The sequence below is a fragment of the Pirellulimonas nuda genome (assembly GCF_007750855.1).
Classification (GTDB): Bacteria; Planctomycetota; Planctomycetia; order Pirellulales; family Lacipirellulaceae; genus Pirellulimonas; species Pirellulimonas nuda.
On record NZ_CP036291.1, the window covers coordinates 3,006,214 to 3,020,887 of the forward strand.

The window sequence follows — 14,674 nt, forward strand, 5'->3', positions numbered from 1 at the left end:
CCGTGGCGTCCTTGGTGGTTTGCCTACTCTTCATCCGACGATTTCAATCATGCCCAACCTCTGCAACTCTGGCCAATCTTCGTTCCTATCGCGGCGCGACATGCTGCGCGGCGCCGGCATGGGGCTGGGGGCGCTCGCGCTGGCCGACTTGATGGGGGGAGGGGCGTCTGCTTCGACCGTCGCTAACCCCGCTCGGGCCAAGCCGACCCGCACCGCTCCCAAGGCGAAGTCGATCATCTGGCTCTTCCAGGAAGGGGGGCCGAGCGCGTTCGACCTGTTCGACCCCAAGCCCATGCTCACTCGCCGCGCCGGCCAGCAACTGCCGGGGGTCGATCCCTTCTTCGGCAGCCCCGGGCCGCTGATGAAGTCGCCCTACAAGTTCGCGCAGTACGGAGAATCGGGGGCGTGGGTCTCCGACGTGATGCCGGAGATCACGGCTTGCGTCGATGACATTGCGTTTATTAAGAGCATGCACTGTGAGTCGAACAGCCACGCCCCGGCGATGTACCAGATGAACACCGGGTACGCCCGTCCCGGGTTCCCGAGCGCGGGCGCCTGGGTCACCTACGGGCTGGGCTCGGAGAACACAGACCTGCCCGGCTTTGTGGTGCTACCCAAGCAAGTTGGCTCGAAGGGGGGCGCGCTGAACTGGGGCGCCGGGTTCCTCCCCAGCGCGTTCCAGGGGACTACCTTCCGTGGCGGGGGCCAACCAATCCTTAACCTCCGCCGCCCCGCCGATCTTTCCGACGCTCAGCAACGCGCCCAACTCGACCTGGCGCTGCGGCTCAACCAGCAGCACCTGGAAGCCCACCCGGCGGAGCGCGACCTCGAGGCCCGCATCGCCAGCTTCGAGCTGGCGTACCGTATGCAGTTCGAGGCGGCCCGCGCCGTTGATCTGAGCGAGGAGACCACGGCCACCAAGCAGATGTACGGTATGGAAGAAGAACCGACCCGCGACTACGGCCAGAAGCTGCTGCTGGCCCGCCGGCTGGTGGAGCGTGGCGTGCGGTTCGTGCAGGCCTACCCTGCGGACCACTGGGACGCCCACGACAATCTCAGAAAGAACCACGACGAGCTGGCGCGGATGACGGACAAGCCGGTCGCGGCGCTGCTGAAGGACCTCAAGCAGCGAGGCCTACTCGAAACAACGCTGGTGGTTTGGGGGGGAGAGTTCGGCCGGCTGCCCGTTTCTCAAAAAGGGGTCGGTCGCGACCACAACCCGTACGGATTCCTGGTCTGGATGGCCGGCGGCGGCGTCCTTGGGGGGACCAGCGTGGGGGAGACCGACGACTTCGGCTACCACGTCGCCCAGCACCCCGTCAGCGTCCCCGACCTGCACGCCACGGTCTTGCACCTGATGGGGATCCAGCACGAACGCCTGACCTACCACCACAGCGGACGCAATTTCCGCCTGACCGACGTGTCAGGCGAGGTCATCACGCCGATCCTGGCGTAGTGGCCGCCGGGCGGGGCAAGAACGCATAGAGCAGCAACAGAAGCGTCAGCGTGATGGCTCGCGTCATCCGAGTTGTCGCGGGAAGTGGTTCGATGAGCCGAGGGAGTGGTCGCCTCTGCGACAGACGCTCCGAGGGCCCCGGTAGTTACCTCGCTGCCTAAGAATCCAGGACAGGGAGTTGAGCAGTAGAGACATCATGCTGGGCTCCAGCCGATGCGGTCGGCGGGGGCCCTGACGGGCGGGGCCTGCCGGTCGCGGTGAGTGGACCTGGGCTGCGAAGAGCTGCTCGATGACACCAGGATCTTGTGGGCGCCGCTTCGGTCACCTGCGCCCACAGCGCGCTGCGCGCCCCCAGGCGCGTTGGGCCGCCCTAGCGCCCTCCCCGCCCCGCTAGGGCCCAGGTGCGCCACAGCGGGCGCGTGGGGGGCCCCTGGCGAGTGCCTGGGGAGGCCCGTCTCTCCGTCGACGCCAAGCCGCTGGCTAGTTAGCGCCCCAAACGCCGGCAGTTGCCCCGAAGAGGCGCACATCCCGGGCGTGCCGGCTCATCCCCAATCCACGCTCGATCCATTGGGCGTGATCAGCACCTTCCCATCCGTCATATTCTGGACGTAGTGCTCGAGCCCCTCGACGGCGCCATCGAGTCCTACGCGGCGCTGGACCTGGGTGCCAATCCGCCCCTCGATGATTAGCTTCTGCACCCGCCCCGCGGCACGGAGGATCCCCAGGGCGCCCTGCTGCTTCAGCCAGGCCCCCAGGAAGAAACCCCGCAGCTGCTTGTCCTCGAAGATCAGCCCCAGCGGGTCCACGCCCCCGCACGCCGTCTCGGAGAGCCCGCCGTAGACGTAGGCCGTCGCTCCACGCGGCATGGCGTTGAGCACTATGCCCGTTAGGTCCCCCGCTACGGCTTCGAACGCAGCAGTTGCCTTGAGCCGGGCGCATAGGGACGTCAGCTGCGCTACGAAGTCCGGGCCCGACGAATTGAGTACGTGCTCGGCGCCCTCCTTTCGGAGCAGCTCTACCTGGGCGTCGCGGCGGACCACCGAGATCAGCGGATACCCCGCCTCTTTTGCCAAGCGGACGATCATCCTCCCTACCTGGCTCGCCCCGGCGGTCTGCACCGCCGCGGCGTGGCCCTCCTTGCGTGCCGTAGCGAGCAGCCCGACCGCGGTCAGCGGGTTGATGATCAGCGTGGCGCCCTGCTCCAGGGTGAGCCCCTGCTTGAGGGGAATGCACTCCGCGGCGTTGGCGACCATATACTGGGCCCAGGCGCCGTCACGGTCGTCCTGGTTGCCGCACGCCACACGCTTGCCTTGCAGCCACCAAGCAAGCAGCCCCCCGCCGCTGGCGACCACGGTCCCGGAACCCTCCCAGCCGGGCACGGTTGGCAGCGTCTTGCTGGTCCCGTACTTGCCCTGCAAGAAGAGCAGGTCCGACGGGTTGCAGGGGGAGGCGTCCATCTTCACCAGCACTTGGCCGTGGGCCGGCTTGGAGGTGGCTCGCTGGACCACCTTTAGCGAGCGGACCGCTTCGAGCACATCCTCGTGGTGGGCTTCCAGCAGGAGGGCCTGCATCTGAGTGGGGATCGGGTGGCTCATGTGCTGCCTCGGGTTGCTCAGGTTGGCGCCGCCCCTCGTTGAGGCCGATAGGATGACTGGGCTTGGCTGTGCATACCCTACCAGAAGGGTGACCCCACGGACCGAACAGCACAGTACCTGTCCCGCAGCGCGTCAGGCCGCGGGCCGCTGTCCACGAATGCTGTGCCTAGGACGCGCAGGAAGTAGGGCCGACCGTATGCTCCCACCCAGACCACGACCGCCCGCCTCAGGCTAGCGGAGGGGGGCCATGGAACGTGCGTCGTTGCGTCGCATCGCTCCACACGCGAGCCAGCGGCACGGCTCTGGCAGGTTGGGCCCTTTGCAGCCGGTCGACGCTATGCGTCTGTGGGCTGGATTGGGCCCCTTGGGCCCGGGGGTCGCTGCCTCTGCCAGACCTGCGGCGCTGAGCAGCCCCGGGCGAGCGTGGGCAACCGCCATCGCCTTGAGCCCATCCTTGGGCGAGACGAGCGGTCGGTGCGGCGATGAATGGCCCCCGCCGTCCCCTCCTCGGTGCGTCGGCGCAACTACGGAGGTCTCCAGCACCGCTGCGGCTTATGGTCGGAAGCACCCCCCAACCGGATGGTCCGACTCCGGCCACCTGACGGGAGCCGGAACTGAGGGAGGTGATGTCCACCGCTGCGACTTGGCTGAGCCTCCACGCCGTTTCTGCATAAGCAGCGGCCCGGTCGGATCGTCAGGCGGGAAAGCTTGCGGACGACTGGCGTTACGGCGACAATGAGCGTGCCTGCTTATTGGGTTAGGCAGAATTGTTTCTGTACATTTATTGTTATGCATCTAAGCCAGAGATTACACCAATGGCAAAATGGCAATACATGACGCTGATCTACGGCGCTAACTCCATCAAGCACGGCCGTCGCTGGGCGATCGTTGCCACCGACGCAACATCTGAATGCAAACAGGTTGGCCAAGCCGAAAAAGGGCGCTTTTTTGGCCAGATCTGGCAGGCGATGAGACTACTCGAAACGGCGATTGAAGAACTAGACGCCGGTGGCTGGGAACTTGTATCAACGTCCTTCTCAGGCACATTTGGCTTTTACGGTACGGCAGTTTTGCGCCGACCAAGAACGGAAGTCGCGACGAACGCTAAGTCGCAGGGATGATTTCGTAATCGTGGACGGCCCAAAGAAGCTTGACTGCGAAATGCCCCTCGCCCTATGTATGGCCTTGCGTTTGTCGCCTGTTGCTTTTGGCTATCCCGAACTGTTGTGGCGTCGATCGACCTATGTACAATCCGATACCGCAACGCGGATCCCGCATCGGCACACGAAGAAAATGCATAACAAATCGGTGAACCGGAGTTGGCTCGTCTTTCGGTTTTTCAACGTCGTTTCCTTCGTTTAAAATCTCCGGTGTGCCAACATTGACTCCGTTGGTCCACCAACCCGGTTTCCTCAGACGTTAGACCACCTTGGCAAAGAGCTACTTACAAGACGACTTTCTTCGGGTTTTTGCGGCAGGCCACAAAGTCGCCGCCAAGCGTCTCTTGAGAAGACTCGCTGAAGCAGGACTGCCATCGGAGATTCAAAGTCAGGCCGAAGCGATCGTCCACGACGAACTTCGAGGACTTTATCACGGTAGTCTCGTCGTCTTCGATGGTGGCAGTAGTTTGGCCGACGAAGGATTGATCAAGATCGTGGACGATGAGGGAGTACCCTTCATCAGCTACTTGCACGAAATCTGTTTACCAGCCTACGACGAAGTGGTCTAACCACCGGCTGCAGTTGACCGGCTGCGCCCGCGATATGATGTTGTTGTCGGTTTGGAGCCTGCTCTCCGCGGGCGGCCGGCAGCTGAGCCTTTTACGTTAGCCAATCAGACATTTGAGTGCCGCCGAACTAGCAATCCTGAATCGCGTAAACGCCGACAACTGGGCGGCGTTGTACCGTTGCCGGTGGTCACAACCCGATGCCCAGGAACTGGTTCCGCAGTTGCAAAAGTTGCTCGAAAGCGAGGACCCTCTGATAACGAACGAGTGTCCTGCCTCAGTCGGAACTGGACATCCTCTGCGTAGTGGTTAGCGTAACACTAACCGCAGGAGGATTCTATGAAAGGGGTGACAACGGGTTCAGGCAAGCGAGAGCGGCGTCACTTCACCGGCGCCCAGAAGGGGGCGATCGTCAAGGCGCACTTGGTAGACGGGGTGGCGATCTCGGAGCTTTGCGACAAGCACGGCATCCAGCCGACGCAGTTCTACCTCTGGCAGAAGCAGCTGTTCGAGAACTGTGGCGTGGCGTTCGAGCGTAAGGCCAAGCCGGGCCGCAAGTCGCCCGAGCAGCAGAAGATCGAGCAGCTGCGGGCCAAGCTAATCGACAAGAACGAGGTGATCGCGGAGCTGATGGAGGAGAACGTCAAGGCAAAAAAAGCCAATGGGGAACTCTGACAGGGAAGTGGGTTCCCCACGACACACGCGACGAGGTGGTCGATTACGTCCGGAAGTGGAGCACGCGCACCGAGCTCCCCGCGACGAAGTTGGTCCGCTGGATCGGGCTGGGCACGAGCAAGTTCTACGACTGGAGGCAGCGTTACGGCAAGGCGAACGAGCACAACGCGCTCGTGCCGCGCGACCACTGGCTCCAGGCGTGGGAGAAGGACGCGATCCTGGCCTTCCACGCCGAGCACCCGCTGGAAGGGTACCGCCGCTTGACCTACCTGATGATGGACCAAGACGTGGTGGCGGTGAGCCCGGCGACGGTCTACCGCGTGCTCAAGGCGCACGGCTGCTTCGAACGGTGGAACCGGCCCGCGAGCGGCAAGGGGACGGGATTCCAGCAGCCTTTAGCGCCCCACGAGCACTGGCACTGCGACATCAGCTACGTGAACATCTGCGGGACGTTCTACTACCTGATCAGCGTGCTCGACGGCGCCAGCCGCTTCCTGGTGCATTGGGAGCTGCGGGAGAGCATGACCGAGGCCGACGTCGAGCTCACGCTGCTGCGTGCCAGAGAGGCGTTCCCCGCGGCGAAGCCGCGGGTCATCACCGACAACGGGCCGCAGTTCGTCGCCAAGGACTTCAAGGAGTTCATCCGCATCAGCGGCATGACGCACGTGAGAACCTCGCCGTACTATCCTCAGAGTAACGGGAAGATCGAGCGTTGGCACGGGACTCTCAAGCAGGACTGCATCCGGCCGAACGTTCCGCTGTCGCTGGAAGAAGCCCGCGAGCTTGTTGGGCGCTTCGTCGATGAGTACAACGGCGAACGGCTGCACAGCGCCTTGGGCTACGTCACGCCGGCCGACCAGCTGGCGGGCCGCGCCAAAGCGATCTTCGCCGAGCGCGACCGCAAGCTCGAAGCGGCGCGCGAACGTCGCGCCCGCAGCCGACAGGCGCAGCGGAAAGAGTCCGCCGCATGAAGAAAGAACAGGAGGAGAGGCTAGCCGGGAGGTCCAGGAGGATGGCAATGAATGCCTCCTGGTCTGCGTGAACGCAAAGAAAAATGCCGGCGCTAGCCGCCCGTCAATCTTACTTCTATCGCTAACACGTTACGCTCGGGATTCCAGTTCACGGTGAACCAGGACACGAGGCCTTGCGTGCCCTGTTGCGCATCGGAACGCCGGCTGTATCCGCTGCTCCTGAAGTCGCAATGCTTACTCGTTCTCAGAACCCGATGACAAAACATTTGGCTGTGCTGACGCTTGGGCCAATTGCACATAACGTCCCATCCCTCTGCGTTGAACCACTCGCATTGGCGTTGGTTGACCCGTTGTGTTGTCGAGACGCAATGCGATCGCTCGCCTTCATTGGGCCGAAGGCAATCGGTGCGATCGACCGGGTACTCCACAAATTCAGCGACTCGGACGCGAAGATCCGAAAGGCGGCGGTAGTGACGGCAACCGCAATTGATGCCACAAATCCGGCCGTGGCCGAGTTGATCGACAACGCATTCTCGGACAGAAGTAAAATCGTTCGCGACGCTGCAGCCAAGCTTAAACAGAAGGTAAATATTGGCTAACAAGCCGTTGCACACGGAGCCGCGGACCGCGCGGGTTCTGAATTCAATGTCGTTCGCCGCGGCCCGGTGAACGGTAACGTTAGGCGTTGCTCGCACCACGATGTTTTCTGAGCCAGTCCATTATTCCCGCACCGACTGCCCGACCGGATGGAAGATCCGAGACTGGGAGACCGCCAACAAGCTGTTGAGCTATTTCGAGCCGGAGCGTCGTCCCTTCGCCATTTTTACGCCGGGTGCCATGCCCACGCTTGCGTGGGCATGCGACTCACCAGAGGCGAACCACTACCGAGCCACACATGCCCACGCAAGCGTGGAGCATGGCACCCGGCCCCTATGTCGTTTGATTCCAACAAGTCGGGGCCTTGGCCCGATCCGCCAATCCCTGACCAGGATGAAGAAGGCTTCATGCGGCCACCGTGGGCCAAATACCCTAACCTTCGGAAAGAATCTGCTGGTTGGCGCATGGGGCAAGGCGAGGCATATCGTGATGGCTTTGATACTTGGTGGTCACGTCAACCAAGGAACGTGCGGCTGGCTCTCCGATCAAAGTATCCAGAACCAGAAGAATGGGCAGGCTATTGGCGGTCACAGTCCGGGGCCTAACAATTCGTTCAAGCCGAGCCCGCTTCGCGGCCTCGTGCAAGTTCTTGCAAGTTTCACTTGCCCAATGCCGCAAAGCGGCCGCGCTTAACTCAGGCGTTCGGCGGCTTGGTCGAGTGCCCTCAGATCACCCGACGCTCCTGAGGCCCCCTGCGGTAGCCCACGGCTGTCGGACAGCGGCGGGGGCTATCGTCAAACTCGCCGAGGTGCAGCTCTCCTCCGTCGGGAGCCCAGCTGGCCAGCTGGCCGAGGGCGCATCAGTCAGCACGGCCAAGATCGATGCCGACCTGCGGGCGGTGTCAGCCGCGTCGGGACACCGCTGCGAGTTGCTGCTGGACAGTACGCGCGTCGGCTGGTTCATCTCCGGTAACTTGGCCGGAACCTAACCTGAACGAAGCGATGTCCACCTCGACGGCTTAGACGAGTCTCCAGACTGCCAAAGACGATGCAACCGCATGCACTTGCTGTGGATTGCGTTTGTAATCAGTCTGGTTCATCGCTGCTCAATTCGGGAGTACGGCCGTCTCCCAGCAAGCCCGCCTCGTCGAACAATTGTTCCCTATCTTCAAGCAGACCCGCGCCAAGGATCTGCTTCGCGGGTCGGACGACGATCTGACGGAGCGTCTCGGAAGTGTCTTTCCGGCCCATCGGCTGATTGCTGGCCGCGCACACGAGACAAGGGGATCGAGAAGGCTCGGAGTAGTCGGCTCTCTCACCGCGGGTCGATCTCATCGTCTCCAAGGCAACAGGCCACCGCTGATTGTTTTGTTGCAGGCAGAACATCGGCGATTCGCTACGGGCGACGGCCCCCCCTTCCAGCTCGCGCCGCAAACCGCGATCAGCGCCGCCAGCACGATCGCGGCTGGCTCGGGAGTCGAAATCGGCGCCGCCTGTCCAAGTTGGATAGACTCCCCGAAATGGATCCGCCAAACGTCGTAGTCCGATTGCCCGAACCGGACGCCAAGCCCGTCGCGCCAAACGGTGTAGTCGGCCGCATCAACGGCGCCATCCGAGTTGTAGTCTCCGGCCAGGCCGATCGCCACGCCGTCGTTCAGGGCGATTACGCCGACGCCGTCGTCGGTTACATCGATCGAGTACTCAAAGCCGGGCGCGAGACCCTCGATCTGGACCGTGCTCGGGTTCCAGCCGACCAAGGCCGCTGGGTTAGTGCGGAGCAGGGAGAACACATCGTCGGTCTGAGGGGCGAAGCCGTTGATAAACCTAAGGATTACATCCCCCCCAAGGTCGACGTCTCCCAGGAAGACGACCTGATCGTGCTGGACGCCGGGGGTCAGGCCCCCGATCTCCAGTTCCAGCGAGCCCGTCACCGACTGCGTGTAGTTGGCGTCAATCGTGATGATCCCGGGCGATTGCCCCGGGGTCCCCTTGCCGTCGTTGCGAAAGTTGTTCGCGATGATCGTTCCGCTACCGCCCCACGCGCTGCCGGAGCGAATGATCACGTCGCCCAGCACGTTCACAGTTGATCCAGAGTCGAGTTGAAGAAACCCGGAGCCTTGCTCCGTGCCGTCCGGACTCGCTCCACCGAGCTCCAGCCGCCCCCCGACGTTCTCGTTGCCAACCGTCCAGGTCGCACCGCTGCTGACCGTGGCGACGCCGGACGAACCGGCGCCGATCACCGTGGGCCCGGTAGTCGTCTGGCCGGAAACAACGAGCGTGCCGGTGGGGGCGCCGAAACCCCCGGCAACCCGGACGCCAGCCCCGAGGTCGCTCATGTTATCGAGCAGGGCTTGGCCGCCAAAAACATCTAGCGAGCCGACCATTCCGAACTCGCGCACGCCCGAGACCGAGAGGACTCCCCCCGCGGTGATTTTTGCATTCTGCGCTAAGAAGTGAGACTGCTCTCCGGATAGGTTGAGCCTCCCCCCGGAGTCGACGAGGACGAGGGTCAGATTGTTGTCGAAACGGGTGTAGTCTCCAAACTCGGCGAGCCCAGATACGCTCATCACATCGAATCCACCCCCTCCGTTCATCTCAACCGTCGTGGTGGCGCCCGGCGACCCCAGCACCGTGAGCACGCCGCCTTCATTAACATCCAGGCCGGCGTGGGGTTCAGGGCGGATCCGCATCGTTGCGCCACCCGTCACGCGCATCTTCGCGCCCCCCCCGACCGCGACCGACTCGGCGGACCACAGGGTCTCCGCGCCATCGATGTTGATCTGAGAGGCAACTGTTGCTTGGAAGGCGCCCATCGTAGCCGAGGCGCCCCCGGACACCGTCACGTCGATCGTCCCCTGACCCTCTAGAATCGAGAAGTCCTTCATGACAACCAGCTGCGCCTTGTCCTGAACCGCTAATGTCGCGCTCTGGCCCGCCCCGATCTTGAGGTCGCCGGTGATCTCCCACTTGGCGCCCTCAGAGAAGAGGCGAACGTAACCGTCCGCGCCGCTCGTCTCGGAAATGACGGCGTCGCCGCCGGTCGTCAGCGTGGAATTCTGGCTGACGAAGAGCGCTCCCGAGCCGCTCCCCCCCACCTTCATGTTGCCGCCGTGGGTCGCCGCAGTAAGCTGGCCACTAGCGTTACCCCGGACGTTGAGGACGCCCTCGCTGCCGGCCATCGCGCCGATGACGATGTCGGTCGACGACGAACCCACAAACCGTCCCCCAAAGACGACGTCCAGTCGTCCTTGCCCCCCCCCTCCGATCGTGAGGTCTCCACCAAGCGTCCAGAGGGTAGGAGCCGGGGTGGGAACCTCGCCGTCGATTGTCGCTTCGCCGCTGCTGCCGCTGTCACGAGCGATCACCGCGTCTCCTCCGGTCGTAACCGTTCCGCCGTACGCGATGTTAAACTCGCCCTTTTGGGATGTCTCCGCGCCGACGGTGAGGTCTTCGCCAATCTCCCACCGCGAACCGGGGTCCACGATACTAATCGTGCCGTGAAGCTCCATCGGGCCGGGCGCTGAGGAACTAACGACGCCGCGCCCCTGTGTCACCAGCCGGCCGCCCTCTTTCACGGTGACCTCGCCTGTCCCAACGTTTCCGATGCGGAGATCATCCGCGGCGACGTTCGCGCGTTCTCCCACGATCTCGAGCAGACCATCACCCCCCTGACCCTGGCCGAGGTTCAGGGCGCCAGCGACCTGGAGATGGCCCGCTTGCTCGACCCGCACGTGCGCCTTGGAGTTCAGGCCGAAGCTTGCGTCGCCCCCGATCTCCCATCGGGCGGGGTCGCCCGTCGATGAAACCATCACTTCCGCCCCAATGCCGACACTCTGCCCGACGACGACATCGCCATTATTGGCGAGAAGGGCGCCGTCTTCCACGAAGAGAAGCCCCTTGGACCCGCCGCCAACGACAAACGCGCCGGTCGTTTCGGCCGAGGAGCCGGCGCCGTGGACCTTGAGCTCTCCTTGCGCTTCTGCCGTCTCGCCTTGGCCGATCATCACCGCTTGGATCGTGAGTTGCGCGCCGTTGACGACCTCCAGGCGACCGACGCCCTCTCCGGCCAGGATCAGGTCACTGCTCGAGATGAGGGCCGACTCGGCGCCGTCCAGCACGATCACCCCGTTGGAAGACTCGTGCAGGCCGATCTCAATCGGCGACTGCGTTTCAATACGGCCTCCCTCGGCGATCATCAATGTTCCTTCGCCCTCCTGGCCCACGACGAGGTCATCGCTCAAGATCCAGCGCGAGTCCTGTCCCTCAATAGTGACGACGCCACTGCCGGTAGCGTTGGCCCCCAGCATGACCGCGCCGAGAGACGTGATGGTCGCCCCCTGGCTGAGGTTCAGCTCTCCCCGGCCCTCGCCTCCGATCTGTAGCGAACCGCTCTGGCCCAGGTCCAGTTTGGCCGTCGGGCCGATCAGGTTGAGCACGCCGCGGGCGTTTTCGCTGAAGCCAAGCACTCCCACGCTATTGACCTTCAGGGTCCCCCCGTCGCGGATAAACGCGTAGCCCGTATCGTACTCGCCGATGACCAGGTTGCCCGTCTCCCACTCGCCCCCCTGCTCGACGTTGATTGTGCCGGTCGATCCGGCGACACGTGCGAGGTACGCGTCGCCGCTGAGGACCTTCCCCATCGAGTCGATGGAGACCAGCCCCTCGTCGTGGACCCCCACGGCGACCTCGCGGGCCCGCAGCTCCGCCCCCTGCCGAACGAATACTTCCCCCCGATTGCGCTCGCCAACGTTGACATAGGCGTTGTTCGCCGCGACCAGCGTGTTCTCCTCGATCGTCACCCGCGCGACGCCCGCTTGCGCGGTGGGAGCAACATCGACGCCGACGAGCAAGAACTGATCGATATTGACCAGCGAGTCGTTCCCCCACACCACGTTGGCCAAACCGGCGCCAAGGACCGAGTTAGCGGAAGCAACCTGCACGCCGAGCGTTTCGATCCGGCCGTTGTCGAACAAGATATCCGTCGGCACGAATGCGTTGATCCGGAGCTGACCCGCATAAATCGCCGACCCCTCGCGGAAGTTCATCACTGGCGTCTCTGGCAGCGGGTCAAGAAGCGACGCCGTGCCGGTCAGGCTAACCTCGTCGGCAAACAGCTCCGTGACGTTGTTGAAGTCGATCCGGTCGGTGGCGGTGACCTCAATGATCGGAGCATCGAGGCCGGTCCCCTCAAAGACCATCGGCAGGTAGTCGTGCTGAAACCCCTCGATGCCGATGATGTCTTCTTGATTGGAGAGGTACATCTGGCTCGTCGAGCTGACAAAGCCGCCGTTGAAGGTCGAGTGGGATAAGAACCCCACTTCATTCATGTTCTCAAAGGTCGACATCGCAACCGAGCGCATCCCCGGTACGCCGAAGAACAAGGGATTAAGCCCGAAATAGAGGTCGTCACCCGGTTCGGGGAGGTGGTAGGTGAAGATCGCCTCTCCCGTCTCGGGGTCGATGACCTCGATATCGACGCGGCCGCGCCAATTCTCGGCCACGCCGGCCGAGCCGCTCCCGGTGGTCGTGCCTGGGACGGCGGAACTAAACTCTCCCACAAAAATCATGCTGGCCTGTTCGGCGATCGTGGACTGGCCCAGTACAAGATGAGCAGCAATCAGAAGCAAGCATCGAGACAAGCTCTGCGGACGTTCCAGCAGCCGACAGCCCAAGCACGGGGCTTGGTGGGCGTAGCGAGACCACGCCTCGCGCATTCTTTGGGTCCCCATCGCAATATCCTCAGCTCATACAAGTGGACGGGCAACAGACGTGGTCCATGCCGCTGCGATCTTCCGGAGTATGCGGCTTGCCGCCGCGGGCTGCAAGCGTTTCTTGGCGGAGAACCCGGCCTTCGATCGGCAGGCGACTGGTCATGTTGCTGCGGAGGAGCGCGTTGAGTCTCCGGATGGTGAACCGCTAGGCTTTTTTCACGTCCGAGAGCATGGGTGCTAGAACGACAGGTCGGCAATCCCCGTTGAAGTATGGCCTTGGCCGATAGGTGCTAATTGTAGCCGCCATCGGTCAACGGGCCGATTCGATCAGCGGACCTTGGCCAACCGCCCTCGGCGTGAAACACCGACCGCAGTCTGTTTCATCTTCAACATCAGGTTGCCGTCGGTTGGATCAGTCGATTCCGACTACGCTCCGGCGCAACCTGCAGAGGTGCAGCTCTCCTCCGTTGGGCTGCCGATTGGCCAACTGACCAAGGGTGCCTCATCCGGCTCGGTTGGGCGGCATGGCCAACTCGCATCGGTGTCCCAACTCGGCCAGGACCTCCGCAGGTAGATCGACGCGCCCAGCCGGCGGCGCTCGACCATCTCCGGCGATTTGGCCGCGACCGTATCCGAACGAAGTGATGTCCACCGACTGCAGTTTCGAGGCAACGCTTCGATGCCCAGGAGGGTCACTCATTTATACTTGGCGGCGGCTCGGGAAGTTTCAGCCTTGGCTGTCGGGCTGCGGGTTCCTGTCACGGCCTCCTCAGTCAAACGGTACAATGTACCTTCGCCAGAATGAGCATGCGGGACCCAGGTGAGCACGTGCTATACCTTAAACGGCTGAAAGCTGAGCCTCGGTGAAGTCTTGGAACTTGGGTGTAAGCAAGGAGAGGAGTTGGTTTTGATGCTTGGTTTCAAGTTCACCCACGGTAGTGGTGACCGACTCGGCGAAGGCCTCGAAGTCCGGGAGGGTGCGTGCGTTGAGCGCGAGTTTCTTGACGAGCTTCCACACCCTCTCGATGAGGTTCAGGTTGGGCGAGTAGGGGGGCAGGAACAGCAGCTCAACGCCGAGCTGCCCGGCCAGCGCACGAACCGCCTTGGCCCGGTGGTACGACGCGTTGTCCAGCACGAGCGTGACCGGCTTGCGGCTGCGCCGCTTGATCGCCCGCAGCAGCTCGATGACCTGCTCGGCGCCGATCGAGCCGCGGTTGATGACCGTGACCATGCGACCCGTGCCGTAGCTGACCGCGCCGAGCACGTTCAGCCTCTGACGGCCGGAGCCGGTGGGGACGAACCGCCGCACCGCGCTCCACACGTAGCCGAGGAACGCCCCGTAGACGAAGTGCGATGCATCGACGAAGTAGACGTGACGCTCGCCGGCGTCGGCTTCCTTCAGGCGGGGCAGCAGCTCGCTTTTTTGAAAGCGGCCTGCGCCGCCGGGTCCGCCTTCGCGGGGAGCGAGCCGGTCTTGAGCCGCTTGAAGCCGACCCGCTTGAGGTACTCGCCCACCTGCGTCTGGCATCGTCGCACGCCGGTAAGCTGCTCGATCGCGCCCGCCGCTTCGGCGATGGTGTGGGGTGGGTGCTCGTTGAGGTGGTCGCAGATCGCGTCGGTGTACGGGTCGAGCTCGCAGGCCTTGCCTCCCGAGTCCCACCGCGTGAGTCCATCGACGCCACCCGCCTCGAAGTCCCGCAGCCAACTACGCAGTGTGTTGGGGCAGCAGCCGACCACGTCGCAGATGTCCCGCACCAAGAATCCCTTGGCCTTGAGCAGCACCCCCTCGAGCTTCCGCTGCACCCGAGGGTGCGGGTGGTGGAAACGCTCGTACGCAAGCCGCTCAATGTCTTCCTCGGTGAACCTGACCGCGCCCATCCCGTCGCCTCCTGCGGTGAGAAATGCCTCCGAACAGCCGCAGCTTACCGTCAACCGGGAAGAAGA

General features: G+C 63.4%; 10 protein-coding genes. 6 read left to right on the forward strand and 4 right to left on the reverse strand.

Translation table 11 applies throughout. The features are described from left to right. Window positions 1-49: 49 nt before the first annotated feature. A complete protein-coding gene (locus tag Pla175_RS11935) occupies window positions 50-1,456 on the forward strand; it encodes a DUF1501 domain-containing protein (RefSeq protein ID WP_145284744.1) in 1,407 nt (468 codons plus the stop codon). A 542-nt stretch (window positions 1,457-1,998) separates the two neighbouring features. Here the strand turns inward: Pla175_RS11935 and Pla175_RS11940 are convergent. Continuing rightward, window positions 1,999-3,051, reverse strand: a complete 1,053-nt coding sequence (locus Pla175_RS11940) for a zinc-binding dehydrogenase (RefSeq protein WP_145284748.1) — start codon at window positions 3,049-3,051, stop codon at window positions 1,999-2,001. Between the two features lie 833 nt (window positions 3,052-3,884). On the opposite strand from Pla175_RS11940, the gene Pla175_RS11945 reads away from it, so the two are divergent. The 5 genes from Pla175_RS11945 (at window position 3,885) to Pla175_RS11965 (ending at window position 7,022) form a co-directional block, all read left to right on the forward strand. Then, a complete protein-coding gene (locus Pla175_RS11945) occupies window positions 3,885-4,172 on the forward strand; it encodes a hypothetical protein (RefSeq protein ID WP_145284751.1) in 288 nt (95 codons plus the stop codon). 308 nt (window positions 4,173-4,480) lie between these two features. Beyond that, window positions 4,481-4,780 carry a hypothetical protein gene (locus tag Pla175_RS11950; protein WP_145284754.1) on the forward strand — a complete coding sequence of 100 codons (300 nt, stop codon included), beginning with the start codon at window positions 4,481-4,483 and terminating at the stop codon, window positions 4,778-4,780. Between the two features lie 336 nt (window positions 4,781-5,116). Further along, complete coding sequence (locus Pla175_RS11955) at window positions 5,117-5,452, forward strand: transposase (protein WP_145284757.1); 336 nt, start codon at window positions 5,117-5,119, stop codon at window positions 5,450-5,452. Window positions 5,453-5,487: 35 nt separating this feature from the next. Then, window positions 5,488-6,423: an IS3 family transposase gene (locus Pla175_RS11960; protein WP_145284760.1), complete on the forward strand. Its 936-nt coding sequence runs from the start codon at window positions 5,488-5,490 to the stop codon at window positions 6,421-6,423. Window positions 6,424-6,596: 173 nt separating this feature from the next. Then, window positions 6,597-7,022 carry a HEAT repeat domain-containing protein gene (locus Pla175_RS11965; RefSeq protein ID WP_145284763.1) on the forward strand — a complete coding sequence of 142 codons (426 nt, stop codon included), beginning with the start codon at window positions 6,597-6,599 and terminating at the stop codon, window positions 7,020-7,022. Window positions 7,023-8,350: 1,328 nt separating this feature from the next. On the opposite strand, the gene Pla175_RS11970 is transcribed toward Pla175_RS11965, so the two are convergent. The 3 genes from Pla175_RS11970 to Pla175_RS11980 all read right to left on the reverse strand — a co-directional run bounded on the left by Pla175_RS11970 (window position 8,351) and on the right by Pla175_RS11980 (window position 14,608). Further along, window positions 8,351-12,586, reverse strand: coding sequence for a hypothetical protein (locus Pla175_RS11970; protein ID WP_197527461.1), 4,236 nt, complete (start codon window positions 12,584-12,586; stop codon window positions 8,351-8,353). Window positions 12,587-13,568: 982 nt separating this feature from the next. Continuing rightward, window positions 13,569-14,144, reverse strand: coding sequence for an IS630 family transposase (locus tag Pla175_RS26530; protein WP_231954485.1), 576 nt, complete (start codon window positions 14,142-14,144; stop codon window positions 13,569-13,571). Beyond that, the gene (locus tag Pla175_RS11980; protein ID WP_145282628.1) at window positions 14,129-14,608 is read right to left on the reverse strand and encodes a helix-turn-helix domain-containing protein; all 480 of its coding nucleotides are present in this window, start codon (window positions 14,606-14,608) and stop codon (window positions 14,129-14,131) included. The genes Pla175_RS26530 and Pla175_RS11980 overlap by 16 nt, the downstream gene beginning before the upstream one ends. Window positions 14,609-14,674: the final 66 nt, after the last annotated feature.